21 protein-coding genes and 2 pseudogenes are annotated in these 26,085 nt (G+C 70.6%); 11 read left to right on the forward strand and 12 right to left on the reverse strand.

Annotation, left to right across the window (positions count from 1 at the left end):
• The first annotated feature begins 56 nt into the window (after positions 1–56).
• On the forward strand, positions 57–1,250 hold the full coding sequence (locus tag ACZ4SW_RS00200; RefSeq protein ID WP_468235868.1) for an RtcB family protein: 1,194 nt from the start codon (positions 57–59) through the stop codon (positions 1,248–1,250).
• A 93-nt stretch (positions 1,251–1,343) separates the two neighbouring features.
• Here ACZ4SW_RS00200 and ACZ4SW_RS00205 read toward each other — a convergent pair whose 3' ends face one another.
• From ACZ4SW_RS00205 to ACZ4SW_RS00215, 3 genes are all read right to left on the reverse strand, one after another.
• The gene (locus ACZ4SW_RS00205) at positions 1,344–1,493 is read right to left on the reverse strand and encodes a hypothetical protein (protein ID WP_468235870.1); all 150 of its coding nucleotides are present in this window, start codon (positions 1,491–1,493) and stop codon (positions 1,344–1,346) included.
• Complete coding sequence (locus ACZ4SW_RS00210; RefSeq protein WP_468235872.1) at positions 1,493–2,269, reverse strand: SDR family NAD(P)-dependent oxidoreductase; 777 nt, start codon at positions 2,267–2,269, stop codon at positions 1,493–1,495. Before ACZ4SW_RS00210 ends, ACZ4SW_RS00205 begins: the two co-directional genes overlap by 1 nt.
• 95 nt (positions 2,270–2,364) lie before the next feature.
• Complete coding sequence (locus ACZ4SW_RS00215) at positions 2,365–2,700, reverse strand: YnfA family protein (RefSeq protein WP_468235875.1); 336 nt, start codon at positions 2,698–2,700, stop codon at positions 2,365–2,367.
• A gap of 141 nt (positions 2,701–2,841) precedes the next feature.
• Here ACZ4SW_RS00215 and ACZ4SW_RS00220 point away from each other — a divergent pair, with 141 nt between their 5' ends.
• The 5 genes and pseudogenes from ACZ4SW_RS00220 to ACZ4SW_RS00240 all read left to right on the forward strand — a co-directional run bounded on the left by ACZ4SW_RS00220 (position 2,842) and on the right by ACZ4SW_RS00240 (position 8,592).
• Positions 2,842–3,300: a hypothetical protein gene (locus ACZ4SW_RS00220; protein ID WP_468235877.1), complete on the forward strand. Its 459-nt coding sequence runs from the start codon at positions 2,842–2,844 to the stop codon at positions 3,298–3,300.
• Between the two features lie 450 nt (positions 3,301–3,750).
• A complete protein-coding gene (locus tag ACZ4SW_RS00225) occupies positions 3,751–4,896 on the forward strand; it encodes an LLM class flavin-dependent oxidoreductase (protein ID WP_468235879.1) in 1,146 nt (381 codons plus the stop codon).
• Positions 4,893–5,393, forward strand: a pseudogene (locus ACZ4SW_RS00230) (FMN reductase); the annotation flags it as partial. The gene ACZ4SW_RS00225 and the pseudogene ACZ4SW_RS00230, both read left to right, overlap by 4 nt.
• A gap of 934 nt (positions 5,394–6,327) precedes the next feature.
• On the forward strand, positions 6,328–7,026 hold the full coding sequence (locus tag ACZ4SW_RS00235; RefSeq protein ID WP_468236662.1) for a response regulator transcription factor: 699 nt from the start codon (positions 6,328–6,330) through the stop codon (positions 7,024–7,026).
• 48 nt (positions 7,027–7,074) lie between these two features.
• On the forward strand, positions 7,075–8,592 hold the full coding sequence (locus ACZ4SW_RS00240; protein ID WP_468236665.1) for a HAMP domain-containing sensor histidine kinase: 1,518 nt from the start codon (positions 7,075–7,077) through the stop codon (positions 8,590–8,592).
• Positions 8,593–8,598: 6 nt separating this feature from the next.
• Here the strand turns inward: ACZ4SW_RS00240 and ACZ4SW_RS00245 are convergent, their stop codons facing one another.
• The gene (locus ACZ4SW_RS00245; protein WP_468235882.1) at positions 8,599–10,554 is read right to left on the reverse strand and encodes an APC family permease; all 1,956 of its coding nucleotides are present in this window, start codon (positions 10,552–10,554) and stop codon (positions 8,599–8,601) included.
• A 457-nt stretch (positions 10,555–11,011) separates the two neighbouring features.
• On the opposite strand from ACZ4SW_RS00245, the gene ACZ4SW_RS00250 reads away from it, so the two are divergent.
• Together ACZ4SW_RS00250 and ACZ4SW_RS00255 are read left to right on the forward strand one after the other, a co-directional pair.
• On the forward strand, positions 11,012–11,842 hold the full coding sequence (locus ACZ4SW_RS00250; RefSeq protein WP_468235885.1) for a hypothetical protein: 831 nt from the start codon (positions 11,012–11,014) through the stop codon (positions 11,840–11,842).
• A 92-nt stretch (positions 11,843–11,934) separates the two neighbouring features.
• Positions 11,935–12,297: a DUF952 domain-containing protein gene (locus tag ACZ4SW_RS00255; protein ID WP_468235887.1), complete on the forward strand. Its 363-nt coding sequence runs from the start codon at positions 11,935–11,937 to the stop codon at positions 12,295–12,297.
• Between the two features lie 105 nt (positions 12,298–12,402).
• Here the strand turns inward: ACZ4SW_RS00255 and ACZ4SW_RS00260 are convergent, their stop codons facing one another.
• Complete coding sequence (locus ACZ4SW_RS00260; protein WP_468235889.1) at positions 12,403–13,140, reverse strand: polyprenol monophosphomannose synthase; 738 nt, start codon at positions 13,138–13,140, stop codon at positions 12,403–12,405.
• Between the two features lie 398 nt (positions 13,141–13,538).
• Positions 13,539–16,064: a GH32 C-terminal domain-containing protein gene (locus ACZ4SW_RS00265; protein WP_468235892.1), complete on the reverse strand. Its 2,526-nt coding sequence runs from the start codon at positions 16,062–16,064 to the stop codon at positions 13,539–13,541.
• Between the two features lie 387 nt (positions 16,065–16,451).
• Between ACZ4SW_RS00265 and ACZ4SW_RS00270 the strand changes: the two genes are divergently transcribed.
• The 3 genes from ACZ4SW_RS00270 to ACZ4SW_RS00280 all read left to right on the forward strand — a co-directional run bounded on the left by ACZ4SW_RS00270 (position 16,452) and on the right by ACZ4SW_RS00280 (position 20,130).
• Positions 16,452–17,453, forward strand: a complete 1,002-nt coding sequence (locus ACZ4SW_RS00270) for a LacI family DNA-binding transcriptional regulator (protein WP_468235894.1) — start codon at positions 16,452–16,454, stop codon at positions 17,451–17,453.
• A gap of 188 nt (positions 17,454–17,641) precedes the next feature.
• Positions 17,642–18,631: a LacI family DNA-binding transcriptional regulator gene (locus ACZ4SW_RS00275; RefSeq protein WP_468235896.1), complete on the forward strand. Its 990-nt coding sequence runs from the start codon at positions 17,642–17,644 to the stop codon at positions 18,629–18,631.
• A gap of 1,016 nt (positions 18,632–19,647) precedes the next feature.
• A complete protein-coding gene (locus ACZ4SW_RS00280) occupies positions 19,648–20,130 on the forward strand; it encodes a DUF5994 family protein (protein WP_467224124.1) in 483 nt (160 codons plus the stop codon).
• A 53-nt stretch (positions 20,131–20,183) separates the two neighbouring features.
• Here the strand turns inward: ACZ4SW_RS00280 and ACZ4SW_RS00285 are convergent, their stop codons facing one another.
• The 6 genes and pseudogenes from ACZ4SW_RS00285 to ACZ4SW_RS00310 all read right to left on the reverse strand — a co-directional run bounded on the left by ACZ4SW_RS00285 (position 20,184) and on the right by ACZ4SW_RS00310 (position 26,068).
• Positions 20,184–21,440: a PP2C family protein-serine/threonine phosphatase gene (locus ACZ4SW_RS00285; protein ID WP_468235900.1), complete on the reverse strand. Its 1,257-nt coding sequence runs from the start codon at positions 21,438–21,440 to the stop codon at positions 20,184–20,186.
• A 60-nt stretch (positions 21,441–21,500) separates the two neighbouring features.
• On the reverse strand, positions 21,501–22,013 hold the full coding sequence (locus ACZ4SW_RS00290) for a DUF5994 family protein (RefSeq protein WP_467224122.1): 513 nt from the start codon (positions 22,011–22,013) through the stop codon (positions 21,501–21,503).
• 254 nt (positions 22,014–22,267) lie between these two features.
• Positions 22,268–22,780: a hypothetical protein gene (locus tag ACZ4SW_RS00295; protein WP_468235902.1), complete on the reverse strand. Its 513-nt coding sequence runs from the start codon at positions 22,778–22,780 to the stop codon at positions 22,268–22,270.
• 508 nt (positions 22,781–23,288) lie between these two features.
• Positions 23,289–23,725, reverse strand: a pseudogene (locus tag ACZ4SW_RS00300) (NUDIX domain-containing protein).
• Positions 23,726–23,841: 116 nt separating this feature from the next.
• The gene (locus ACZ4SW_RS00305; RefSeq protein ID WP_468235904.1) at positions 23,842–24,885 is read right to left on the reverse strand and encodes a serine hydrolase domain-containing protein; all 1,044 of its coding nucleotides are present in this window, start codon (positions 24,883–24,885) and stop codon (positions 23,842–23,844) included.
• 94 nt (positions 24,886–24,979) lie between these two features.
• Positions 24,980–26,068: a glycosyltransferase family 4 protein gene (locus ACZ4SW_RS00310; protein ID WP_468236667.1), complete on the reverse strand. Its 1,089-nt coding sequence runs from the start codon at positions 26,066–26,068 to the stop codon at positions 24,980–24,982.
• Between the last annotated feature and the right edge of the window lie 17 nt (positions 26,069–26,085).

Below are 26,085 nucleotides of genomic sequence, written 5' to 3' on the forward strand. Positions count from 1 at the left end.
GGCGCCGGTTTTGTGTTTACAGACTTCTGTTGTGATTCCGGGGGGTTGAGGGCGATATGTCGTACGTAGAGGTGCCCGGGGCGAAGGTCCCGATCCGCATGTGGGCGGACCCGTCGACGGTCGAGGAGGCCGCGATGCAGCAACTGCGGAACGTGTCGACGCTGCCCTGGATCAAGGGCCTGGCGGTCATGCCGGACGTCCACTACGGCAAGGGCGCGACGGTCGGCTCGGTGATCGCGATGCGGGACGCGGTGTGTCCGGCGGCGGTGGGGGTGGACATCGGGTGCGGGATGTCGGCCGTGAAGACGTCACTGACGGCGAACGACCTGCCGGGGGATCTGTCACGACTGCGCTCGAAGATCGAGCAGGCGATTCCGGTGGGCCGGGGAATGCATGACGATCCGGTGGACCCGGGCAGGCTGCACGGCTTCGCCACCTCCGGGTGGGAGGAGTTCTGGGGGCGGTTCGGCGGGGTGGCCGATGCGGTCAAATTCCGTCAGGACCGAGCTGGAAAGCAGATGGGAACGCTCGGATCCGGAAATCATTTTGTTGAAGTATGCACAGATACAGCCGGTTCCGTCTGGCTGATGCTCCACTCCGGCTCCCGCAACATCGGCAAGGAACTGGCCGAACACCACATCGGAGTGGCCCAGAAGCTCCCGCACAACCAGGGCCTGATCGACCGGGACCTCGCCGTCTTCGTGGCGGACACCCCGCAGATGGCGGCCTACCGCAACGACCTCTTCTGGGCGCAGGAGTACGCCAAGTACAACCGCACGATCATGATGGCTCTGCTGAAGGACGTGATCCGCAAGGAGTTCAAGAAGGCGAAGCCGACGTTCGAGCCGGAGATCTCCTGCCACCACAACTACGTGGCGGAGGAGCGGTACGAGGGCATGGACCTGCTGGTGACCCGCAAGGGCGCCATCCGTGCCGGCGACGGCGAGTACGGGATCATCCCGGGCTCGATGGGTACGGGTTCGTACATCGTCAAGGGCCTCGGCAACGAGAAGTCCTTCAACTCGGCCTCCCACGGCGCCGGTCGGCGCATGAGCCGCAACGCCGCGAAGCGCCGCTTCACGGCGAAGGACCTGGAGGACCAGACGCGGGGCGTCGAGTGCCGCAAGGACTCCGGCGTCGTGGACGAGATCCCGGGCGCCTACAAGCCCATCGAGAAGGTCATCGAGCAGCAGAGCGACCTGGTGGAGGTCGTGGCCAAGCTCAAGCAGGTCGTCTGCGTGAAGGGCTGACGCCGGCAGCCCCATGACGCTGAGTGAGCCGTCCGGGGTGGTCGACACGCAGACGGACTTGGCGGCTGACCGGGGTCATCGGCTGTCCGGCTTTCACTTCGCGTGCCTCACCGCGTAGATCATCACGAAGGCCACGATGTGGATGCCGAAGAGGAAGTACGCCAGGTAGTACCAGACGTAGCGTTCGCGTTTCTTCTCCAGGGAGAGGCGCCGCTGTTCCGCCGTGCGGTCGGGGTCGGGCATCACAGGTCCCTGTGGACCTTGGTGTTCGAGGCCTGGGCGCGGGGGCGGACGACCAGGAGGTCGACGTTGACGTGGCTGGGGCGGGTGACCGCCCAGGTGATCGTGTCGGCGACGTCGTCCGCTGTCAGGGGTTCGGCGACGCCCGCGTAGACCTTCGCCGCCTTGTCCTGGTCGCCGCCGAAGCGGGTGAGCGCGAACTCGTCCGTCTTCACCATGCCGGGGGCGATCTCGATCACGCGGACCGGGGTGCCGACGATCTCCAGGCGCAGGGTCTCGGCGAGGACGTGCTCGGCGTGCTTGGCGGCGACGTAGCCCGCGCCGCCCTCGTAGGTGGCGTGGCCGGCGGTGGAGGAGACCACGACGACCGTGCCGTCGCCGCTCGCGGTGAGGGCGGGAAGCAGGGCCTGGGTGACGTTGAGGGTGCCGAGGACGTTCGTCTCGTACATCCGGCGCCAGTCCTCGGGATCGCCGGTCGCGACCGGGTCGGCGCCGAGCGCGCCGCCCGCGTTGTTGACGAGGACGCCGATCGTCCTGAAGGCGGTGGCGAACTCGTCGACCGCGGCACGGTCGGTGACGTCGAGGGCGTACGCCGTCGCGGAGTGCCCGGCGTTCGTCAGTTCCTCGGCGAGCGCCTCGATGCGGTCCTTGCGGCGGGCGGTGAGGACGACGCGGTAGCCGGCTTCGGCGAGTTGCCGGGCCGTCGCGGCGCCGATTCCGCTGCTCGCGCCCGTGACGACGGCGATGCGGGAGGCGGCGGAGGGTGCTGCGGCGGTCATGGGCGACTCCTCGGCGGTCGTTCGACGGTCGTGCGGCGGCTTCCGCCCAGGATAGGTGGCGGGGGCAGGCGTACGGCGGGGTGCCCGGAGAGCGGTCAGTGGCCCCGCGGCGCCCACATGATCACGGCCATCCCGGCCAGGCAGATCAGCGCACCGGTCACGTCCCAGCGGTCGGGGCGGTAGCCGTCCGCCACCATGCCCCAGGTCAGTGAACCGGCCACGAAGACACCGCCGTACGCCGCCAGGACGCGGCCGAAGTGGGCGTCCGGCTGGAATGTGGCGACGAAGCCGTAGACGCCGAGGGCCATGACGCCCGCGCCGATCCACAGCCATCCGCGGTGTTCGCGTACGCCCTGCCAGACGAGCCAGGCGCCGCCGATCTCGAACAGCGCGGCGAGGAGGAACAGGGCGGCGGAGCGGAGGATCAGCATGCGGCCACCTTCGCACGCCGTCTCCCGTGCGCCCGCCGACCCTTGGGGCGTCCTCGCCTCACCTGCCCGGCGGCGCCTGGCCCGTGGTGCGCGTGGCATACATGCGGTGATGTGCGGGGGCCGACGCGGAGGAAGTGACCCATGCGGAAGCGGATCGCAGGCGTGCTGGGGGCGGCCCTGGCGGTGGGTTCCGCCGTGTCCGCCGTGGCGGCGGTGCCCAGGGTCGCCCTCGCCTCCCACGGGTACGTGAGCCTGAGCGGCGGCCGGGCCGACGTACGGCTCACCCCGCGCAACGACGGGTGGGCCGCCGTCGCCGGGGCGACCGTACGGCTGCACTTCTCGCGCGCCCTGGACGGTGCGCAGCAGGTGCCGGAGGGCTGTGCGGTGGCCGATCCGAGCACGGTGCTGTGCGGGACGGGTCCGCTCGCGGGGGGTGGTGCGGGCCGGGAGATCCGGCTGCGGGTGGGGCTCGAGGGGGCGCCGGCCGAGGTGCGGCTGGAGGTCGACACCCTGCGCGGGGGCGACGCCGCGGAACGGGACCCGGCCGGCGACCGGCAGCACGTGCTCGCGTTGGAGACGGGGGACGAGTACGCCTTCTAGGCGACGCGGGGGTGACCACCGCTTCCGCCGCCCACCCGCTTGATACGACCTGATACGACGTCCCGTCACGGGGCGCGGTGCCGGACGTGGGCCGTGAGAGGTACGCCGAGGTACGCCCACCGCCACCGTGAAGCCCTCACCGGCGAGGCCTGGTCGGCGCGGCCCGGGTAGGGCGCCGGGCCCGTCCAGTCCGCCCGGTCCGCCCAGTCCGCAGGTCCCGGTCGGTCAGCCGAGTGGTCCGGATACGGCCGCAGAGGCGCGGCCGGTTCGCGGTGGCGCGAGGCCACGCGGGAGACGGGTCCCGCTGCGTCGGCGATGCCTCGGGTGCGCGGCGTGGGGCGGCCATGTCCGGATCGAAGGGGGGCCACTGACAGCGCCGGAATAGTGAGAGGGGCGGAGTCGTTTGCGGGTATAGTTGAATCGTAAACAATCTGGAAGGTGTGAGCGACCATGCAGTTCGGGATCTTCAGCGTCGGTGATGTCACGCCGGACCCGACCACGGGCCGGACCCCGACCGAGCGCGAGCGGATCAAGGCCATGGTCGCCATCGCGCTGAAGGCGGAAGAGGTCGGCCTGGACGTCTTCGCGACCGGCGAGCACCACAACCCGCCGTTCGTGCCGTCGTCCCCGACCACGATGCTCGGCTACATAGCCGCGCGGACCGAGAAGCTGATCCTCTCCACGTCCACCACCCTCATCACCACCAACGACCCGGTGAAGATCGCCGAGGACTACGCGATGCTCCAGCATCTCGCGGACGGCCGGGTGGACCTGATGATGGGGCGCGGCAACACCGGGCCGGTGTATCCGTGGTTCGGGCAGGACATCCGGCAGGGCATCAACCTCGCCATCGAGAACTACGCCCTGCTGCGCCGGCTGTGGCGCGAGGACGTGGTGGACTGGGAGGGCAAGTTCCGCACGCCGCTGCAGGGGTTCACGTCCACGCCGCGGCCGCTGGACGGCGTACCGCCGTTCGTCTGGCACGGCTCGATCCGCTCTCCGGAGATCGCCGAGCAGGCCGCCTACTACGGCGACGGCTTCTTCCACAACAACATCTTCTGGCCCGCCGACCACACCAAGCGCATGGTCGAGTTCTACCGGGAGCGCTTCGCCCACTACGGGCACGGCACACCGGAGCAGGCGATCGTGGGACTGGGCGGCCAGGTGTTCATGCGGAAGAACTCGCAGGACGCGGTGCGCGAGTTCCGGCCGTACTTCGACAACGCGCCCGTCTACGGGCACGGGCCGTCCCTCGAGGACTTCACGGCCGAGACGCCGCTGACCGTCGGGTCGCCGCAGCAGGTGATCGAGCGGACGCTGGGCTTCCGCGAGTACGCCGGGGACTACCAGCGGCAGCTCTTCCTGATGGACCACGCGGGACTGCCGCTGAAGACGGTGCTGGAGCAGATCGACATGCTCGGCGAGGAGGTCGTGCCGGTGCTGCGGAAGGAGTTCGCGAAGGACCGGCCGGCCGGGGTGCCGGAGGCGCCGACGCACGCGTCGCTGCTGGCCGCGAAGGACGCCGGGGAGACCGCCGGGAAGACGGTCGAGGAGACGGTCGGGAAGACCGCCACGGAAGGGGTGAGCGGCATATGAAGCTCGTCGTCGTCTCGGCGGGGCTGAGCGTGCCGTCGTCGACGCGGCTGCTCGCGGACCGGCTGGCCGCCGCGGTGGAGCACAGGGCTCCGGTGTCGGTGCGGGTCGTCGAGCTGCGGGACCTCGCCGTGGAGATCGCGCACAACTTCACGAACGGCTTTCCGGGCCGGGCGCTGGCCGCCGCGCTGGAGGCCGTGACGGAGGCGGACGGGCTGATCGTCGTCACGCCGGTGTTCTCGGCCTCGTACAGCGGGCTGTTCAAGTCGTTCTTCGACGTGCTGGACAACGACGCGCTGGTGGGCAAGCCGGTCCTGATCGCCGCGACCGGCGGCTCGGCCCGCCACTCCCTGGTCCTGGACCACGCGCTGCGTCCGCTCTTCTCCTACCTGCGCGCCGTGGTCGCCCCGACGGGCGTCTACGCCGCGTCGGAGGACTGGGGCGCCGAGGGCCTGCCGGAACGCATCGAACGGGCGGCGGGGGAACTGGCCGGGCTGATGGGGACGGGGTCCCTCCGGGAGGGGTTCGACGGGGCGGGGCGGGAGTCTGCCGGGTCTGTGGTGGAGCCTGCCGGTGCCGGGCGGGAGTCTGCCGGGTCTGTGGTGGCGCCTGCCGGTGCGGGGCGGGAGTCTGCCGGAGTGGCCGGTGAGCCTGTCGGGTCCGTGGCGGGACCTGCCGGTGCCGGGCCGGAGTCTGCCGGGGGCGTGGCTGAGCCGGCCGGGCTTCTGGCCGGGTCCGGTCGGTCCGTGGCGGAGCCTGCCGGAGCGGCGCGCGAGCCTGCCCGGTCGGTGGCGGGATCTGCCGGTGCCGCCGGACCGGAGCCTGCCGGAGCGGCGCGTGAGTCTGTCGGGTCCGCGGCGGAGCCCGCCGGTCGCGAGCCCGAGCCCGAGGCCGCTGCCGAGGGTGTGGCCGGGGTGGGCGGCGGTCGTGGTGTGACCGTTTCGCACGGCTTCCGGGTGGTTCCCTTCGAGGAGCGGCTGGCCGCCCTGCGCGGCTAGTGCTGTGGGCGAGGGTGAGGGGTGGGCCGCCGCCGTCGTGCCGTGCCGGCCCACCCCTTCCGCGTCGGCCGGTGTCCGGACCGGGGGGAGGGTCCGGGGCCGGTCGGGCGGGCCCGTCACCCGGCCACGCCCTGGGACGGCGGGCCGGGTGGGCTGAGGGATCCGGCGGGACCGGGAGCCCGGCCCTGGCGTCCGGCGACGGGTCCCACCCGTCGGCCGACGGGCCGAAGCCGCCGCCCCGCGCCCCGCATCGATGGCCTCCGCGTGCCCCTCCCCGGAGGGGCACGCGGCGACGTGACATGGCCGACACAGTGGCCCGACCAGGTAAGTCACCGCGCCCGGGGCGGTGAGAGCCGGGTAAGAAGCCCCTTCCCGGCTCCACCCACCTGCTGGTGCACCGCTGTGACCTTGGCAGACTGGGGGCGTGACCCAGACAGTGCTGCTCGCCGAGGACGACCGCGCCATCCGTCATGCCCTGGAACGCGCGCTGACGCTGGAGGGTTACCAGGTGACCGCCGTGGCCGACGGGGTGGAGGCCCTGGCCCAGGCCCACCGCACCAAGCCCGACGTGCTCGTGCTCGACGTGATGATGCCCGGCATCGACGGCCTCCAGGTGTGCCGGGTACTGCGCGCCGAGGGCGACCGCACCCCCATCCTGATGCTCACGGCACTGGTCGAGACCGCCGACCGCATCGCCGGCCTGGACGCGGGCGCCGACGACTACGTCGTCAAGCCGTTCGACGTCGAGGAGGTCTTCGCCCGGCTCCGGGCCCTGCTGCGCCGTACCAACGGCGGCTCCTTCGAGGCTCCCAGGGAAGAGGACAAGTCCCCCACCGGCCAGGTGTCCGTCGCCGGGCTGCGCATGGACGTGCAGGCGCGCCGGGCCTGGCGCGGCGAGCGCGAGCTGGAACTCACCCGTACCGAGTTCGACCTGCTGGAACTGCTGGCCCGCAACGCCGGCATCGTCCTCGACCACGCCACCATCTACGACCGCATCTGGGGTTACGACTTCGGCCCCGGATCCAAGAACCTCGCCGTCTACGTGGGCTACCTGCGGCGCAAGCTCGACGAGCCGGGCGCACCGGCTCTCATCCACACGGTCCGCGGCGTGGGGTACGTCCTGAGGGAGGACTAGGTGCCTCCACCGCCCCGTTCCGGCGCCGACGCGGACCTCGGGTTCTGGATGCGTCTGTGGCACCGGCTGCCGCCCGGGCTGCGCGGCCGGCTGCGGCTGCGGGCCCGGCTGCGCAAGGTGTCCTCGCTGCGGACGACCTTCACCGTGTCCTTCGCCGCCGTCGCCGCCGGTGTCACCGTCCTCGTCGGCTTCCTGAGCTACGACGCCGCCGCCCGTCTGGTGCGCGTGGACCAGCAGACCGTGTTCGCCCAGGTCGTCGCCGACCTGCGGGACCAGGTCAGCCAGAAGCAGCTCATGCCGGACGACTTCGCCATCTCCGACAAGGACCACGACACCCCGCGTGACGACATCATCCGGCCCTCCCGCACGGTCGTCCAGGTGCTCGGCCCCGGCGGCGCGGTCGTCGACCACTCCAACCCGCCGCTGCCCGTCGGCGCCGACGACCGCAAGATCGCCGACAGCGCCAAGGCCGCGAAACTGGTGCAGCACAACACCGTCGACGTCGGCGGCGACGTCTACCGGGTCGCGACCGTCGCGCTCGGCCGCGGTCAGGGCGGGGTGCAGGTCGCCCAGGAGCTCAGCTCCACCGACGACCTGCTGCGCAGCCTCCAGCAGCGCACGGCGCTGTTGATGGGGGCGGTCGTGATCGCGGCCGGTCTGTTCGGCTGGTGGCTGGCCCGGCGGATCACCCGGCGGCTGGTCATCCTGGCCGGTGCGGCCGAGGACGTGGCGCGCACCCGGCGGCTCGGCATCCAGGTGCCGGTCACCGGGAACGACGAGGTGGGCCGTCTCGGCCGCTCCTTCGACCGCATGCTCGGGCGCCTGGCGCAGTCGGAGGAGGACCAGCGGCGCCTGGTGCAGGACGCGGGCCACGAGCTGCGCACGCCGCTGACCTCCCTGCGGACGAACATCTCCCTGCTGCGGCGGATAGACGAGCTGCCGCCCGCCGCCCGCGAGGAGCTGGTCGCCGATCTGGCGGAGGAGTCCCGTGAGCTGACCGACCTGGTGAACGAGCTGGTCGCGCTGGCGGCCGGGCAGTCGGACACCGAGCCGGTGCAGCGGCTGACGCTGGCCGATGTCGCGGAGGACGCGGCGGCGATCACCCGGCGGCGTACGGGGCGCGAGATCGTCGTCCGGGCCGGCGGTGACACCACCGTCGACGGCCGTACCACGGCGTTGCAGCGGGCGGTGTCGAACCTGCTGGAGAACGCGGCGAAGTTCGACCGTGACGCCAAGGCGCCGATCGAGGTCGTCGTGACCGGGCCGGAGCATCCGCTCCGTCTGGAAGACTCGGACGAGCCGGAGAGCGGGGCACCGCTGGGGATCGTACGGGTGGAGGTGCTGGACCGGGGGCCCGGGATCGAGGAGGGGGACCTGATGCGGATCTTCGACCGGTTCTACCGGGCCGCGGACGCGCGGAGCCTGCCGGGGTCGGGGCTGGGACTGTCGATCGTGCGGGAGGTCGCCACCTCGCACGGGGGTGCGCCGTTCGCGTACCGGCGTGAGGGCGGCGGGGCGGTCATCGGGTTCACGGTGGGCGGCAGAGCGCGGGCCGGCGGCGACTGACGGGGTTCAGCCGACGTGCACGCGCGGCCGGCGCGCGCGGTCCGGTTCCGCTTCGCGCAGGACCTCGCGGGTGACCGGTGCCACCTCGCCCTGGCCGAAGAGGAAGAAGCGCAGGAAGTTGGCGAACGGGTTGCCCTCGGTCCACTCGAAGTAGATGTGGGGGATGCAGCCGGTGCTCTCCCGGACGTGCAGCAGCAGGGCCGCGAGGGCGTTGGGGATCGAGGACGACTCGAGGGTGAGCACCCGGTAGCGGCCGTGCAGGACCTCGCCGCGGACCGTCATGCTCGACTCGAACTCCGAGGGGTCGCCGATGGTCACCTCCACGAAGACGAAGTCCTCCTGGAGCGGGAGGTCGTTGTCGTTGCGGATCTGCTCGATCTTCCCCCGGTACTCGTCGAAGTCCCGGTTGTCGGGCTCGTTCGCGATGAAGCGGATACGGCGGCTGGCGATATCTCTGACGAAACGTTCCGCCATGTCGTCGAGCGTCACGCTGGTCACACGGAGCTCGAAGGAGCGCGCGAGCCGGGACAGCAGTGAGACCAGGATGATCCCGGCGATGAAGCAGGCGCCGATCTTCACACCGTCCGGCCGTTCGAGGACGTTCACGACCGTCGTGTACAGGAAGACCGCGGAGATCGCCGAGAAGACGACCACCAGACGGCGCTGGCGGGCCCTGTGGGCGGCGATGGTCACCGCGATCGCGGCGGAGCTGATCAGCACCAGCACGCCGGTGGCGTAGGCGCCGCCCTGGGCGTCGACGTTCGCCTTGAAGATCCAGGTGACGAGGAAGGCGATCAGCGTGAAGACGATGACCATGGGGCGCACCGCGCGCGCCCAGTGCGGGGCCATGCCGTAACGGGGCAGGTAGCGGGGCATCAGGTTGAGCAGTCCGGCCATGGCGGAGGCGCCCGCGAACCACAGGATCGCGATCGTGGAGATGTCGTAGACGGAGCCGAAGCCGGCCCCCAGGTACTGGTGCGCCAGGTACGCCAGCGCCCGCCCGTTGGCCGGGCCGCCCGGCTTGAACTCGGGTGCCGGGATCAGCAGCGTCGTGATGAAGCTCGTGGTGATCAGGAAGACGCTCATGATGACGGCGGCCGTGGTGAGCAGCTTCTTGGTGTCGCGGATCCGGCCGGTGGGCTTCTCCTCGGTGTCGCCGGCGTCGCCCCGGACGTGGGGCATGACGGCCACGCCGGTCTCGAACCCGGACAGACCGAGCGCCAGCTTCGGGAACACGATCAGCGCCACCCCGACCATGACGAACGCGCTGCTGTACTGGGTGGTCAGTGCGCCCGTCCAGTCGACCACCAGGTGCTCGGCGGTCAGGACGTGCCACAGGCCCACGGCCACCACGACGGCGTTCAGCGCCAGGTACACGCCGACCAGGGCGACCGCGACACCGATCGCCTCCAGGAAGCCCTTGAGGAAGACGGCACCGAGGAGGGCGATCAGCAGCATGGTGATCAGCATCTGGTGGCCGTGCAGGGCGCCGGTGAGGTGGGGGTTCTGGATCAGGTGGGTGGAGGCGTCGGCGGCGGAGAGGGTGATGGTGATCAGGAAGTCGGTGGCGGCGAAGCCGAGCAGGGTGAGGACGAACAGCTTGCCCTGCCAGAAGGAGAGCAGGCGTTCCAGCATGGCGATGGAGCCTTCGCCGTGCGGGCTCTCCTCGGCGACGCGGCGGTAGACGGGCAGGGCGCCGGCCAGGGTGACGGCGACGAGGACGACGGTGGCGACGGGGGAGAGCAGTCCGGCGGCGAGGGCGGCGATACCGGGCTGGTAGCCGAGGGTGGAGAAGTAGTCGACACCGGTCAGGCACATCACCCGCCACCAGCGCTGGCCCTTGTGCGGGGGCTCGGGCTGGGCGTGCGGACCCTGCGGGACCTCCGCCCTGCCCATGTCGGACAGCCCCTGCAGCATCCACGCCCGCAACCGGCTCGGACGAGCGTGCTCCGTGGCGGCCATCGGCGTGCACTCCTGCCATACGGCTCTGCGAACGGTTCCGGCCCGGTACGGGCACCAGGTGCGTCCCGCACACGGCATGGAGGAGACCGCGCTACCAGCCTAGGCAGAGTCACGGGCCGGGGCCTGCGCACGACCGGCGCAGGCGTCCGGCCGCGGCACGGGCACGTCGGGCGCGGCGGCGGTCCACGGCATGACGTGCGGAGACGCCGGACCACCGGGGCGAACGGGGCCAACGGGGTGGCGCTCGGGGCCCAAGCGGGACGAGGTGAGAAACAACCCGCCGAGGTGACCCGATCCACCTGCTCTGATTACAAGAGGTAACCGGTTCGGGCGTGCCGGCGTTACTGCAATGCGGTGACACACCGGTCGCCGCCGGGTCGGTTACATGGAAGCCTCGAGAGTGCGCGCGCTGGGGGAGTCCGTCAGTGGGGGATCTGTCGTAGCACAGGAGACAAACGTGAAATCCTCACTTCGCACACGCTCCACTCGTGCGCTTGCCGCCGGTGCGCTCTCCGCCGCGCTGCTGACGTCCGCCGCGGCCGGTGCGCTCGCACTGGACTCGTCGCCCACGACCACCACGACGACGAGCCCGAAGCCCAAGAAGACGTACACGGCCAAACCCAAGTCGACCAAGACGCCGAAGCCGAAGAAGACGTACACGCCGAAGCCGAAGCACACGTACACGCCGAAGCCCAAGCACACGCACACGGCGTCGCCCACCCCGACGGTGACGAAGACGGCCACGCCGACGCAGACAGCGGCGACGAAGACCGCCACTCCGACCGAGACGGCGACGAAGAAGGCCAGTCCCACGCCGACGGCGGCGACGAAGACGGCCACTCCGACCGAGACGGTGACGAAGACGGCCAGTCCCAAGCAGACGACGGCCACGACCGCCACCCCCACCGAGACGGCGACGAAGACGGCCACTCCGACCGAGACGGCGACGCTGCCCAGCCCCACTCCCACCCCGACGGGGCAGAGCGGCCCGCTCAACGCGCGTCTGACGGCGGCGTCCAAGGCCACGATCACCGTGCGGGCCGACAGGACGGACGTGAAGTCCGGCCACTCGGTGACCTTCACCGGCCGCACCAAGGGCCTGAAGGACGGCAGCAGACTCGACCTCCAGCGCTTCGACGGCAGGAAGTGGGTCACCGTGAAGACCGTCACGGTCAAGAACGGCAGCAGTTACACCATGGCCGTGAAGCTGACCGGAATGGGCAAGGAGAAGCTTCGCGTGGTCCACGGGAAGACGGTGTCGCCGACTGTGACGATCACCGTGAAGTGAGGCCGTGAGAAGGCGGGGACGCCCCGAGCCGGGGCGCCCCCGCTTTCGCGTGCGTGCCGTTGGCGGCGTGCGTGCCGTTGTTCAATCGGGTCATGATCTACCACGTCGTACCGCTCGCCGAGTGGGACGCGGCTCCCGACCGCCCCTACGCCCCCGCCTCCCTCGCCGAGGACGGCTTCGTCCACTGCTCTCCCGACGAGGAGACGACGCTGGCCGTCGTCAACGCCTTCTACCGCGGCGCACCGAGGCCGCTGCTGGCGCTGCTCCTCGACGAGAGCCGGCTCACCGCGCGGTGCGTGTGGGAGCAGGCGGTCCCCGTGCCGCCGCCCGGCGTGGCCGAGGGCACCCTGTTCCCCCATGTGTTCGGCCCGGTCAACCGTGACGCCGTCGCGCGGATCCGCGAGGTCGTGTGGGACGAGGAGGGCCGGGCGACCGGGTTGAGGGACGCGGGCTGACCCGCACCCCGGTGCCGGGCGCGCAGCGGCCGGGTCGGGAGCCGGCTCGGTGCCTGCCCTTACCGGTCCAGCGACCGTAAGAGCGAACTGAACGTTCCCGTGCCCTCAGTTCGAGGTGCGGCCGAAGCGCAGCTTCCACGGGGTGAGCGCGGATTCGAGCTGGACGCCCAGGCTCATCTTCGACGCCCCCTGCACGCGTTCCTCGAAGCGGATGGGCACTTCGAGGATGCTCCGCCCCTGCCGGACGGTGCGGTAGTTCATCTCGACCTGGAAGGAGTACCCGTTGCTGCGGATCGACGGCAGGTCGATCGCCCGCAGTGCCTCGGCCCGCCACGCCTTGAATCCGGCGGTGGCGTCCTTCACACGCAGTCGCAGGATCGCGTTGACGTAGAAGTTGGCCCAGGCGGACAGTGCCTTGCGGTGCCACGGCCAGTCGGTGGCGGTCGAGCCGCCTGCCACGTAACGGGATCCGAGTACGACGGCGGCGTCCTTCGTCAGCAGCGTGTCGACCATGGCCGGGATCGCCGAGGCCGGGTGCGAGAGATCGGCGTCCATCTGGACCACGACGTCGGCACCCTCCTCCAGCGCACGGGTCATTCCGGCGACGTAGGCGCGGCCGAGCCCGTCCTTGGCGGTGCGGTGCAGCACGCCGACGGTGTCGGGTGACTCGGCGGCGAGTTTGTCGGCGACCTCGCCGGTGCCGTCGGGCGAGTTGTCGTCCACCACGAGCAGGTGCAGGTTCGGCACCGGCAGGTCGGCGAGCAGGCCGGCCAGGACGGGCAGGTTGTCCCGCTCGTTGTAGGTCGGCACGACGACGACGACCTTCGGGGACACGACGGCCATGGCAACTCCTGAGTAGGGGGTCAGGGAACGGTTCAGTGATATCAGCAAGCGGCGTTGGCGGAGCGCCGGTCGCACCCCGGGCCGAGCGTCGGAGTCTCGTGGGGGGACGGGAGCCCGGGCGAGGAGCGGTCCGGAACCACGCCTCGGCCGCGACGCTGCAGAACGTCACCGCCGCGAAAAAGGGGCCCTGGGCGAGATGGCTCAACCGGGCTTCCGCCGCCCGGCCGCCGAGGCAGCCGGTCTCGACGGCGCGCCGAGTGGTCCCTTCCAGGCCGAGGATCCCGTCCGCGGCCTGGACGTCCCGGAAGACCGGCGTGACACGGATGACCGAGGGCGCCGTGAAGCCGCCCTCGGCCGCCGGACGCGCGAGCTGCCTGCCGATCACCGACAAGAGTTCGTCAGGGCCAGATGGACCGCAACTGCCACGCCTGCATGCCGTCGAGGGTCGCCGTGCCGCCTTCGGCGAAGACGTCGATGCCGGTGCTGGAGGGGTCGGGGAAGATCTGGTCGGTGAGGACCACCTGTTCGCCGCGCGTGTTCTGGGCGTAGACCTCGACGGAGGAGGCGTCGACGAGGACGTGCAGGCTCAGCCGGCCGCCGTGGAGCGCGAGCGGGGCGCGCTGGACGCCGGCGAAGGCGGGGTCGAAGTCGGTCGCGCCGGAGGCGGTGCGGTCGATGTAGACCTCGCCGGTGGTGGTGTCGTAGCCGATGCGGGTGCGCTGCCCGCCGCCCGTGCGGACGTCGAGGCCGAAGCGGTCGGCGGTGCCCGGGGTGAGGTCGGCCTGGAGTTCCTGGCTGCTGCCGTGCACCGCGAGAGGGGTGGTGGTGTTCGCGACGCGCGTGCTGGGCACCTGGGTTCCGGCGCCGCGCAGGGCGGTCAGTTCGCGGACCGGCTGCTGGATCAGCCGGACCTTGCCGTTGACGGTCTGCAGGGAGAGCCGGCGGGGGAAGGTGTCGGCGCTGCGCCACGGGCTGGTGGGGATGGCCTGCCCGTAGTTCCAGTTGTTCATCCAGGCGATCATGACGCGGCGGCCGCCGGGTGCGTCGTTCCACGTGTTGGCGGCGTAGAAGTCCGCGCCGTAGTCGAGCCAGTGGGCGCGCTGCAGGGTGCTGAGCGCGGGGCTGTCGGCGGCGGTGAAGTCGTCGGCGAGGATGTGGCCCCAGCCCTCCTTGTTGTGGTCGACGATCTGGATCCGAGCCTTCTTGCCGATCAGGTCCTTCAGGTCCCAGGAGGCCCAGTCGAGGGTTTCACTGTCGGAGCCGGTGGCGGTGCGCACGACCTTGCCGTCGACGAGGAGGTTGACGGCGGTCTGGGTGTCGCGGGGAGCTGCGGGCTGGTCGGAGAAGACGATGTCACCGACGGCGATGTGGCCCCAGCCGCCGGCGCCGGTGTTCTGGTCGACCACCTGGATCTGCGCCTGCTTGCCGAGGTAGGCGCTGGTGTTCCAGGAGGTCCAGTTGAGGTCGCCGCTGTTGGAGCCGGTGGCGGTGGCGACCACCTTGCCGTCCACGACGAGGTTGACGGCGGTCGGGTTCGGCAGGTCGTTCGGGTGGTAGCCCATCGCGGTCTGCAGGTCGATGTACTTGCTGGTGACGGTGAAGGTCGGCGAGGTGATGGTGCCGGTGCCGGGGTCGCCGTCGGGAGTGTAGGTGTCGAGGGTCTTGGGGCCGAGCTGGCCGGGGAGGCTCTCGGTGGTGGGCCCGGAGTTCGCGAACGAGCCGGTGGCGGTCCAGCCGTCGCCGTAGGTGTCGCCGGAGAAGTCGGCGAACACCTGTCCGGGGGGTGCCGATCCGTCGCCGGCGCCGTCGATGTGGGGGTGGTTGCCGCCGCCGACCAGGAAGTTGAGGTAGCGCCGGCTGACGGTGAAGTCCGGTGAGGTGAGGGTGCCGGTCGTGCCGTCGCCGTTGTTGAAGCTGTTGACCAGGCCGGTGCCCTGGTAGCCGGAGACGGACTGCTGGTTGGGCAGGGTCCCGGTGGCGGGGGCGGAGCCGAACGCGTCGCCGGTCGCCGTCCAGTCCCCGTAGGAGCCGGACTCGAAGTCCTGCAGGACGGTGCCGCTCGGCGGGGTGTACGTGCCGGTGTCGTCGGAGGCGAACTTCTTGCCGTCGAAGTCGCCGACGAAGTACTGGGCGCCGGAACCGCCCGCGATACCGCCGGGGTTGAGGTTGACGGCCAGCACCCACTTGGTCTTCTTCGGGTCGCCGTCGACCGGGAGCGGGAACAGGTCCGGGCACTCCCACACCCCGCCGGTGGCGCCGGCCGGGCCGAAGTCGCTCTGGTGGGTCCAGTGCTTGAGGTCGGCCGAGCCGTAGAAGGAGATCTTGTGCTGGTCGGCGAGGGAGACCGCCATCAGCCAGCGCTGGGTCGGGGCGTACCAGAAGACCTTGGGGTCGCGGAAGTTGTTCGAGCCGATGTCGAGCACCGGGTTGTCGTGGTACTTGGTCCAGGTGGTGCCGCCGTCGGTGCTGTAGGCAAGGGCCTGCTGCTGCTTGCCGGAGGCCTTCTGCGCACTGGTGTAGACGGCGACGAGCGGAGGGTTCTTCTTGGTCCCGAAGCCGGTGGTGTTGTTCCGGTCCAGCACCACGCTGCCGGAGAAGATCATCTCCTGGTCGTCCTGGGGAATGGCCAGCGGGAGCTGCTTCCAGTGGACGAGGTCGGTGCTGACGGCGTGGCCCCAGGACATGTTGCCCCAGGTGTTCCCGGACGGGTTGTACTGGAAGAACAGGTGGTACCGGCCCTTGTAGTAGATGAGGCCGTTGGGGTCGTTCATCCAGTTCTGGGCCGGGGTGAAGTGGAACTGGGGGCGGTACTGCTCGTGGTAGAGCGTGTCGGCCATGGCGGGAGAGGCGGCGACCAGGCCGAGCCCGGACAGGACGGCCAGCGCGGCCAGGAGTCTGCGGCGCGGACGAGTGGTTTTGGACATGGCTCTCCTTGCAGGCGTGCGGGCTTCGGCGTGCGGGCTTCGGCTCAGCCGTGAGGACTGACGCGTGACGAGTGGCGCTTGACGCGTGTCGGGTGCGGGTACGGGTGGCGACGCGTGTCGGATGCGGGTACGGGCGGCGGCTGCGCTGCGCCGTGGCCTCGTCCAAGGCCGCGGGCGAGCCCGGCTGTGGGGGCAGCACGGCACCGGCAGCTCCAGCCACCGGCTGGAAACGTTTCGCCGAACGTACGGGCAGCATGCCGCCGAAGTCCAGACCCTGTGCAGGGAAAACTCCCGAATGCGAGGATCGGGACGGCTGCACGGTGCCATCGACCCCGGGAGAAAACGTTGCCCAGCGAGCAGAACGACACAGGTCGACGACCGGCGACCATGCGCGACGTCGCGACCATGGCCGGGGTCGGGATCGCCACCGTCTCGCGGGTCGTCAACGGCAAGCCCGTCACCCCCGACCTGGCGGAACGGGTGACACGCGCCGCCGAGCTGCTCGGCTACCGCCACGACCTGACGGCCAGCAGCCTGCGCCGGGCCGACCGCCGTACCCACACCCTCGGGCTGGTCCTGGAGGACGCGGCCAACCCCTTCTCCGCCGCGCTGCACCGCGCGGTGGAGGACGCCGCCGCCGACCGTGGCGTGCTGGTTCTGGCCGGATCCACCGATGAGGACCCGGTCCGGGAACGCGGCCTGCTGAAGACCTTCACCGCCCGCCGGGTCGACGGCCTCATCGTCGTGCCCACCGGACGGAACGACACCGACCTCGACGCGGCCCGCCGCGCCGGCACACCCGTCGTCTGCGTGGACCGCCGCACCACGGCGCCGCAGGTGGACACGGTGACGGTGGACAACCGCGCGGGCGTGCGGGCCGCGGTGAAGAGGCTGCACGAGGCAGGTCACCGGCGCATCGCCTTCCTCGGGGACCTCCGCTCGATCTGGACCGCCGAGGAGCGCTATGGGGGCTTCGTGGAGGGGCTCGCCGAGGTCGGATGCGTCCTGCACCCCTCTCTCGTGCGGCGCGACCTGCACGGCCCGGAGGCCGCCCAGGAGGCCACCCGCGCACTCCTGGCCCTCGCCCACGCGCCCACCGCATTCGTCTCCGGCCAGAACCTCCTGACCGTCGGGGCCCGCCGGACCTTGCAGGAGCTTCAGCGGCAGCACCGCGTGGCGCTGATCGGCTTCGACGACCTGCCCCTCGCCGACCTGCTGGAACCCGGCATCTCGGTGATCGCCCAGGATCACGCCGCCATCGGCCGGGAGGCCGCGGGCCTGCTGTTCGACCGGCTCGACGGCGAGGGCGGACCCGCCCGTCACCGCGTGCTGCCCACCCGGTACCTCGCCCGCGGCTCCGGCGAACTCCCCGCCCTCGAGGACGGCTGACGACCTTCTCGTGAACGAGTCGTTTCCCGCGTGTTGACGGGGCGCGCCTCCCGGTGCTTCACTGCCGGAACCGGTACCGAAACCGGTTCCGGTACCGCTCCCGGTAGCGGTTCCAGGGATCTCTGTACGATCAGCCCCTCGGTGCGGGAGGACGTCTCCCGCGCCTGCGTGGAGGGAGAGGAGGTGGCATGGGAGTCACCATCGCCGACGTGGCCGCACGGGCCGGCGTCAGCAAGACGACGGTCTCGCGAGTGCTGAACGGCAAAGGCGAGATCAACGAGAACACCGTCCTCAGGGTCCGCAAGGCGATATCGGAACTCGGCTATGTGCCGAGCGCCGGAGCAGTGGGGCTCGCACGCGGCACCACACAGATGATCGGCATGCTGGTCCCCGATCTGGCCTGGGCCTGGGCCGGCATCGTGCAGGCGGTCGTCGAAACGCTGGAGGCCGAGGGCTTCGGACTGCGCATGCTGACCTGGAACCGCGGGGAGGAGTCGCTGCGCAGGCTCGGTCTGCAGGTCGCCGCGAAGTCCTTCGACGGTCTGCTGGTGATAGAGCCCGAGGGCGCCCTGGGGTACATCACGGAACTGCACGAAGCGGGGCTGCCGGTCGTCCTGATCGACGACCGCTTCCAGCGGCCGGGATTCCCCTACGTGGCCACCACCAATCGGGAGGGGGGTGAGCAGGCGGCACGGCACCTGCTGGAGATCGGGCGCCGTCGTCCGCTGGTCGTGACCGGTCCCGAGGCGTTCGGCTGCACCCGGGAACGGCTGGGCGGCTTCGTCGACGTCTACGCCGAAGCCGGGATCGAGATCGACCAACGCAGCATCGTCTGCGGCGACTTCCAGTTCGAGCGCTGCCGGAGCGCGGTCGCGCGCGCCCTCGCGGACGGCCTGGAGTTCGACTCGGTCTTCGCCCACAACGACCCCTCGGCGGCCGGCGTGCTCGCCGCCCTGCACGAGGCCGGTCTCTGGGTTCCGCAGGACGTCGCCGTGGTGGGGTTCGACGACGTCGAGATGGCGTCGTACACCTATCCGGCGCTGACCACCATCCGGCAGCCGATGCGGGAGATGGGTGCGGCGGCGGCGCGTCTGCTGCTGGACCACGTGCGCGGATCGCCGGAAGCCGCCCCCTCGTGCATCATTCCCACCAGCCTCGTGGTCCGTGGCTCGACGTGACAGCGGAGCTTGAACTGACGCTGCGTCACCGAGATGCGCACGGCGTCAGGGGCGGCGCACCATGATCCTCACCGACCCGATGCTCCCCGCCGCGGCCGCTCACCGCCGGCGCACCTACACCATGAGCGCCGCGCCGGCCCTGGTCGGTGGAGCCTACGCCCTCTTCGAAGCCGCCTGGGAGAGCGCCACCGGCTTCGCCGCCTTCCTGAGTGCGGAACGGCCCGGATCGACGCCCAGACGGCCCGGGTCCTGCGTGCCCTGGGCTCCGGCGCCACCGACGAGGCCGCCGCCCGAGAACTCGGCATGTCGCTGCGCACCTACCGCCGCCGGGTCGCGGACCTGCTCGCCGCCCTCAACGCGGGCTCACGCTTGCAGGCCGGAGTGCGCGCGGGCGAGTTGGGCCTGACCCGCGGGTGATCAGCGGGAGGCGGTCGCCGACGCCTCCACGGAAGCCGGGGCGGAAGACGACGGCGACCCCGCGTCGCCCAGGGCGTATCAGTGCCCCGAGCGGAACCAGTGGGTCCTGGCGGCCTGACGGACCCGCCCGGCGCATGACCTGGGCGGAGCCCGAAAGCCCCGCCCGAACACCATGTGGCCCCGGCTCAGGGCCAGACAAGGCAATACGGCTGGTGCCCCGCCTCATGCAGCCGGTGGCTGAAGTCCTGCCACTCGTGCAGCGATTGGGAGGGGCGGGGCGCTGGCCTGGGGTTTCTCTGTGAAGCGTGCGTTGACCTGCGGAAACACTCCTCGGTAGTTCTCACGGGTCAACGCCGTTTCCCGGACTCATGTGCCCTGGATGTGCCCTCCGGGGACCTGGCTGGGGAGGCGTTCATGCCCAGTTTTCGCGCCTAGGGAGCTCTCGACATGCGACGGACGTCCTGTGTGCTGCATCCGTTCCCTCCGGGGCCGGACGAGGGGGAGCTTCGGAGATGCCGTCGCGCGTGACACCAGGAGTAACGTGGCAGGTGCGGGGCGGAGTCCCGTCGTCGCACCGGCCCTACAGACGGGTGGTCATCATGACCAGCTCGGATACACCACCTGTTCCCCGGCGTCTGCCCAGCGGCGTCCACGAGGCGGTGCGGCCAGGGTGTGCGCTTCTCCGGCTGGAAACGACCGCATCACGCGAAGGCGTCCTCGACGGTGCGTGGTGGCCGCGCTCGCGCGACATCGGCGCTGAGCTGCCCGCGCTGCTCAGCGCCCTCATTGCCCACCTCGGCCCCGTGACCCGCGTGGGACTGGACACCGCGGCCTGGGAAGGTCTCCCGACACGTATCGCCGTGGACGACCGGGTGGTGCACGTCGATTCCTTCCCGGTCGGTGACGACACGGTCCTGGTCACCCGGGGCGACAGGGACATCTTCTCGCTGCTGGTGGTCCCGCCGGACACAGCACCGGACGCCGCCCGCGCCGCGATGGCCCAGGCGGTCCGGGCGGACAACATCAGCCAGGCCGAGCAGATCCTCATCGAGACCGGGAGCGGGCACGGTCCGTCCGGCTGACGGGCCCGCCGCTGGGCGTGACCGGCCGAGCGGTGTCGGACGGCGAGGGGAGATCAGCCGCGCCACTCCACCATGAGCAGCGTCGCGTCATCGCTGGTCTGTCCGCCGCGCGCCTGTTTGAGCGTGTGGGACAGGGAGCGCGTCACTGCCCTGATGCCGCGGCCGGTCCTCTCCAACTGGTTCACGCAGTCGATCAGCTGGTCCTCCCCGAACTCCTCCCCGCCGCTCTTGTGCTCCTCGACCACTCCGTCGGTGAAGCAGAGGACTCGGTCCCCGGGCACCAGCCCCAGCCCGCTGATCCGGGGCTCCGGACCACCGAGGCCGACGGGGAGGGTCGTCGGGCCGACCAGACGCTGTGCGACGCGGTGGTCGCGGACGAGGATCGGCGGCGGGTGCCCGGCGTTGACCCACTGCACCCGTCCCGTCGTCGTGTCCAGCTGCATCATCTGCGCGGTGACGAAGTGCTCGGGACCGAACTGCCTGGCCACGGCGCGGTCCATGAACGCGTAGATCTCCGACAGTCCGATGCCGGCGCGGCGGGCGTGGCGGTAGGCGCCGATGGCCACGGTGGCCATCGTGGCCGCGTCCAGTCCGTGGCCCATCGCGTCGATCATGGCCACGTGGAGGACGTCGTGGTTGAGCGCGTAGTCGAAGCTGTCGCCGCCCACGTCGTAGGCGGGTTCCAGGATCCCGGCCACGGCGACCCGGGGCATGATCATCGCGAGCGGTGGCAGCAGTGACCACTGGATCTCCGCTGCGACGCTCATCGCCTCACCGCGTCGGACGTCGAAGAACAGGTCGGAGTAGCCGTGCTTGGTCACCAGAAGGTCGGCCACCAACCCGGAGATCCTGAGCAGCAGGCGGCGGTCGTCGTCATCGACGCTGTCCAGCGTCACCGCCATGACCCCCACCTGGTCACCGCCGTCCAGCAGGGGCAGATGGACCCGGACGCCGTCCTCATGGGGCTCCTCTACAGGGACGGCGTCGAGGAAGCAGCGGCCCGCGTCGGAGTCGTCGATCAAGTGAGGTTCCCCGCCGGTGAGTCCCTCACCGGGCAGCGGTACGAGCACCAACTGGCCGTAGTCCTGCAACAGCACCTGCGGACGGCGGCCACCGAGCCGGTCCACCACGTCGGCGACCAGGGGCCCGATGAGATGGGGTGGGAGTTCGTGCGCGCTGTCGAGGATTTTTCCGAGGAGCGCTTCCCCGAGGCTCTCGGACCGGTTCGGGCGCCGTCCTATCCCCTCACCTTCCGCGGTCACGCTTCGGGCGGGGGCGGGCCGGGATGACAACGGATCTGTCGGTGCCATGGCTCCATCATGCGGTCGTGAATGCCCGGCCCGCTGGTCGGGCGGAGCCGGCCGGGCTGCTCACCTGGGTCCGGCTCCTCCTTCCGACTCCCATGCGTCCTGTCCGTCGAGGCTGCTCTCGGCGAGTGCCAGCAGGCGCGGAGCCGACAGTGGGTTCCCGGGGTCGGCGGCGGCGGTCAGCAACCGGGTGGCAACTCCGGCCGGCTCGTCCGGGGGGATCACCAGCAGTTCCCAGCGTCCCACGGTGCCGCAGTCCACGGTGATGGCGTGCGCCTCGGCGGCGGAATCGGTCAGGACCACCTCGATCACGTGGCCGGGTGCCATCACCTCCTGCGGGGCATCGGGCCAGGCGGCGGTCCCCACGGTCACGCGGGTGACGGTGCCGCTGCTCGGATCCAGGGAACCGACCAGCGCGGGCAATTCGAGTTCCAGTGCGTCGCAGCGCGGCCACCATGCGCCGTCCAGCGGGCCATGGCTGACGTCCGGCGTGAGGCGCAGCCGGGGCATGGGCATCCGGTAGGAGTGTCCGTAACCTGGCGCGGTACCTTCGGCGGGCTGTGTGATGGCGTTCATCGTGCGATCCCGTTCCGGGCGCTGCTTTCCGGCTGCCCGCGTCAGTCACTCGCCGGGAACGGCGCCGCCGTGGTCGTACGCCCGGAAATTCTCGGTACCTCCCACGCTACTCCCAGCCGTGGCGGGCGGCGTGGTGCGCAGCCATCGCGCCGAGAAGCAGGCAGCCATCCCGTGGAGGTACCTCCATACGGCGGATGACGTGTCACGTGACCGCCCCGGCCGGTACGACCGCCGGCTCATCGCCCTCCGCCACGTCATCGGCGTGCCGAGGGCTGCCCTTCGGCGGACAGGGTCAACACGCAGGGGGCTACGGAGCCGGGCAGCCCGACGACCTCACCCATGTTCTGCCAGCCCCAGGACGAGAAGGCGGCTTGTCCTGCCCGGTCGGCAGGATGCAGCAGGGTGATCCCGAGGGAGGAGTGCAGCTCTGTGAGCAGACGCTGTTGCGGCCGGCGGGCGATGTCGCGGTGCTGAACGTGCGGGTGGTCCACGACCTGGGTGAGGACGACGAACCGTGCGCGGGAGGTGAGCCGCTGGATGATCTCCTGGAGCGTTCCGTCGGACCCCCGGCTGCCGGAGCCTTCAGAGCCCATCGGAAGACCGAAGGCGCAACCGACCAGCACTGTCGTCTCGGCGCCCAGCAGGGCGAAGCCGGGGCGGCGGGCGGTGACCGCCAAGCGGTGCAGGAAGTCCCCGCGGTTGTGGTAGCGCTCGCCCGTGGTGCCTGCGACGGACTCCGCAGCCAGGTCCGCGATGTCCGCGCGCATGTCTTCTCCAAGGCCAGAACGGTGGTGATGCTGCGGCTGCTGGTACGTGTGCACCTCACAGCCGAGGGCCGGCAGGGTAAGGGGGCACCACCTCGCCCCTGCCCTGTCGCGACAGGTGCCCGGATGCGCGCCGCTCTGGACACAACACTGGCCGCCGCGCAGTTCCCCTGGACACAGCACAACACTGCCGCCCGCGATCGAAGCCGGGCGGCAGAGCGGGCGGACGAATTGAATGCCAGCTCACTTCCGAACCCACACGCGACACGACCTCCACTCGCCGGGTCTCCGAACCCATTCGAGCGAAACGTCGCACGCCAGGAGGATCGGTCCCTACGTGAAAGCCAGCGCTCATGGAGCAGATGACCCACCTGTTACCGAAACCGTCCCGCGAAGGGGGACATGGCAGGGGCGAGCATGTAGCGGAGGAAAGCGGCGAGGTCGGCGAACGCTGAACGCGGTCACTCATCTCACCGTGGGGGCGAGACGCTATCCCAGAAGAGGCGCTCGGTCAGTTCCAACCGTCCAGCGACACCTGAGGCCCGCCGGCCAGGTAGCGATGAAGGGCGCTGGCGGTGGTCTCCACGAACTCTTCGGGGATGGCACCGGTGTCGACCCAGCGGACCTGGGCGTGCTTGCGCGGTTCTCCGGCTCGCCGGACCATTCGTCGGCGACGAAGACGACCGTGTGGAAGCCGTTGGGGGCTTCCACACCCCAGGCGCCGTGGATGACGTGGGCGACCTTGAGCGCTTCCGGCTTGACGGTCAGACCGGTCTCCTCGTACAGCTCGCGGACGGCCGTCGCGGTGACCGGCTCGCCGGGCCCGCTCTTGCCGACCGGGAGATCCCACTTGCCCCTGCCGAATTTGGCCTGGTCGCTGCGCTGAAGGAGGACCACGCGGCTGGTGGCCTCGTCGTGGATGATGACGGCGGCGACCAGCAGGGTCATGGATTCCAGAGCGGGCCGGAGCCCCTCGGGCTGATCATCGGTTGTCGGCTGAGCCACGGGGGTCCCTTCCTCGCCGGGTCGGTGGGCATCTCGGCCGTAGCTCTCGATGGGCTCCTCTACTTGAAGACGAGCTCTCGGAAGCTGTTGCGGATATCAGTCAGCGGTGCGCGGTCGCGGGTGTAGTAGAGCTTGTTGGTCAGGAGCACCGCCCAGCGGCCCTTGATGGGGGAGATCCACATGCCCGTGCCGGTGAAGCCGTAGTGGACCCAGACGTCCTCCTCGATGGTGGTACCGGGAGCTGGGTGCCAGAACAGGCCGCGAGCGGGCTGGAGCTGCCCCGTCTCGATGGCCAGGGACCCGTTGATCCACTCGATGCCGAAACCAGCCCGGAGCTGTGACGCTGTGGGGGCGAGCATGTACTGGAGGAAGGTGGCGAGGTCGTCGAGGACGGTGAAGACGCCGGCAATGCCGCAGACGCCGCCCAGGAGGCGGGCCGAGAAGTCGTGGGCGACTCCCTTGAGGTGGGTGTCGGTGTCCTGGTCGAGTTCGGTGGGCGCGCAGCGGGCGGCGAGGTCGGTGGGCAGGGGGCCGAAGTGGGTGTAGGTCATGCCCAATGGGTGCCAGGTGCGGGCGGCGGCCAGCTGGTCCAAAGGCTGGTCGGAGAGGTGTTCGGCGAGGTAGCCGAGGATGAGGGCAGCCCGGTCGGTGTACTCGACTGCCTCACCTGGGGCCCGGTGGAGCTGTTCGCGGAGGACGCCTCGGCGGATCTCCTCGGGGTTGGTGCCGTAGAGGTTCTTCAGTTGGGCTCGTAGCGGGACACCAGCGGTGTGGGTCAGCAATTGCTGTGTGGTGACGGTGCCGAGTGGGTGGCCGGCGACCTCGTGCCAGAAGCTGCCGAGCGGCTGGTCTAGATCAAGGGTGCCGTCCTCCCACAGGGCCCCGATGGAGGACCAGACGGCCAGGATCTTGGTGAGGCTGGCGGCGTCGAAGACGGTGTCGGTGTGCATCGGCACGTCCGGCTCGTCGGGGTCGAGGACGCCGGTGGTGCCGTGGGCGAGGGTGCCGGTGGCATCGCCGACGGCCCACACGGCGCCCGGGTACACCTTGTCGCGGACTCCCTCGTCGAGGAGGGCTTCGATGCGGTCGCGGTCGTACGTCATGGTCTCCCTCTTCGCCGGGGTGTCCCGTCGGTCAGCGTAGTGACGTTCGCGGAGCGGTTCGGGTAGTGACGTGTCGGGTCGTCTGGCGGTCGGTTCAAGTGAGCTGTCGGCCGAGGTCGGTCAGCAACCGTGCGGTCGCCGAGAGGGGATAGCGTGCCGCGTTTGCATAGCCCGCCTGTCGCAGGGCAGTCAGCAGCCCAGGTGTCTTTCTCAGCCGGTCGAGGTCGCGCGCGAGTGCGGCGGAGTGGGTGAAGTCGGTGGCCATGCCGGAAGCGGCGAGGGCTTGATTGAGGCCGGGGACGGGCTGGTAGAGGACGGGGAGCCCGCACGCTTGGGCTTCCAATGCGACGAGTCCCATGGCTTCCAGGGTGGTGGACGGCACGACTAATACGTCGTGTTCGGTGAAGGCTTTCCATAGCTGTGGGCGGCGGAGCCAGCCGAGGTAGCGGACCCGTACGCCGGCTCGCTGCAGCAGTGGGGCCAGTACGTGGAACTGGGCTTTGGGCGCTGCGACGCTCAGCTCGACGTTGGGCACGGGAGCCAGGATCTTGATCAGGGCCTCGGCACCCTTTTCGGCGGTCAGGCGTCCTGCGTACAGGAGCCGCAGGTGGCTGGCGGAGGTGCGTGCCGGCCGGGCGGGCGGGGCGGTAAGCAGGTGGTCGGGGATGCCCCAGGGGATGTGGGTGATCTTGCGGCGTTCGATCTGCGGGGCGAGCTTGAGGAGGCGGTCGGCCATCGCGTTGGTGGGGACCACGATGGCGTCGGCGGCCCTGGCTGTCTCGCGCAGTACTTGGAGCTGGTCTCGGTGGGTCTCGGCGAAGAGCAGGTCCGTGCCGTGGACGAGGGCGATCCGGGGGTGTGCGGGTAGGGCGCGGATGAGGGCTGGGGTGGCGCCGAACGCGAGGTGCTGCAAGTGGAGGACGTCGATCCGTGTGGGATCGAGCGTGGCTGTAAGCGCTCTGCGCAGGGTGGTGACGTAGCGGCTGAAGGCTGTTCCTTCCAGGCATTTGCCTGCTGCGGGGAGCAGGCTGAGGCCGGCGGGTGGACGGGGAGCGTGACCAGGTGGTGCGAGCATGAAGGCGCGGGCCGGGATGAGGGGTTGCTCGCCGGTGTAGAGGTCGAGGAAGAGCTCGACGCTGCCGCCAGGGCTTCCGGCGGGGAGATCCAGGAAGGTGGCGGCCATCGGGCCGGTGGCCGAGC

The organism is Streptomyces sp. NPDC028331, from assembly GCF_055565775.1.

Excerpts from the sequence above, each read along its gene's own strand:
- ACZ4SW_RS00200 (WP_468235868.1), top strand. The coding sequence starts at position 57 with ATGTCGTACGTAGAGGTGCCCGGGGCGAAGGTCCCGATCCGCATGTGG.
- ACZ4SW_RS00205 (WP_468235870.1), bottom strand. The coding sequence starts at position 1,493 with ATGCCCGACCCCGACCGCACGGCGGAACAGCGGCGCCTCTCCCTGGAG.
- ACZ4SW_RS00210 (WP_468235872.1), bottom strand. The coding sequence starts at position 2,269 with ATGACCGCCGCAGCACCCTCCGCCGCCTCCCGCATCGCCGTCGTCACG.
- ACZ4SW_RS00215 (WP_468235875.1), bottom strand. The coding sequence starts at position 2,700 with ATGCTGATCCTCCGCTCCGCCGCCCTGTTCCTCCTCGCCGCGCTGTTC.
- ACZ4SW_RS00220 (WP_468235877.1), top strand. The coding sequence starts at position 2,842 with ATGCGGAAGCGGATCGCAGGCGTGCTGGGGGCGGCCCTGGCGGTGGGT.
- ACZ4SW_RS00225 (WP_468235879.1), top strand. The coding sequence starts at position 3,751 with ATGCAGTTCGGGATCTTCAGCGTCGGTGATGTCACGCCGGACCCGACC.
- ACZ4SW_RS00240 (WP_468236665.1), top strand. The coding sequence starts at position 7,075 with ATGCGTCTGTGGCACCGGCTGCCGCCCGGGCTGCGCGGCCGGCTGCGG.
- ACZ4SW_RS00245 (WP_468235882.1), bottom strand. The coding sequence starts at position 10,554 with ATGGCCGCCACGGAGCACGCTCGTCCGAGCCGGTTGCGGGCGTGGATG.
- ACZ4SW_RS00255 (WP_468235887.1), top strand. The coding sequence starts at position 11,935 with ATGATCTACCACGTCGTACCGCTCGCCGAGTGGGACGCGGCTCCCGAC.
- ACZ4SW_RS00260 (WP_468235889.1), bottom strand. The coding sequence starts at position 13,140 with ATGGCCGTCGTGTCCCCGAAGGTCGTCGTCGTCGTGCCGACCTACAAC.
- ACZ4SW_RS00265 (WP_468235892.1), bottom strand. The coding sequence starts at position 16,064 with ATGTCCAAAACCACTCGTCCGCGCCGCAGACTCCTGGCCGCGCTGGCC.
- ACZ4SW_RS00270 (WP_468235894.1), top strand. The coding sequence starts at position 16,452 with ATGCGCGACGTCGCGACCATGGCCGGGGTCGGGATCGCCACCGTCTCG.
- ACZ4SW_RS00275 (WP_468235896.1), top strand. The coding sequence starts at position 17,642 with ATGGGAGTCACCATCGCCGACGTGGCCGCACGGGCCGGCGTCAGCAAG.
- ACZ4SW_RS00280 (WP_467224124.1), top strand. The coding sequence starts at position 19,648 with ATGACCAGCTCGGATACACCACCTGTTCCCCGGCGTCTGCCCAGCGGC.
- ACZ4SW_RS00285 (WP_468235900.1), bottom strand. The coding sequence starts at position 21,440 with ATGGCACCGACAGATCCGTTGTCATCCCGGCCCGCCCCCGCCCGAAGC.
- ACZ4SW_RS00290 (WP_467224122.1), bottom strand. The coding sequence starts at position 22,013 with ATGAACGCCATCACACAGCCCGCCGAAGGTACCGCGCCAGGTTACGGA.
- ACZ4SW_RS00295 (WP_468235902.1), bottom strand. The coding sequence starts at position 22,780 with ATGCGCGCGGACATCGCGGACCTGGCTGCGGAGTCCGTCGCAGGCACC.
- ACZ4SW_RS00305 (WP_468235904.1), bottom strand. The coding sequence starts at position 24,885 with ATGACGTACGACCGCGACCGCATCGAAGCCCTCCTCGACGAGGGAGTC.
- ACZ4SW_RS00310 (WP_468236667.1), bottom strand. The coding sequence starts at position 26,068 with ATGGCCGCCACCTTCCTGGATCTCCCCGCCGGAAGCCCTGGCGGCAGC.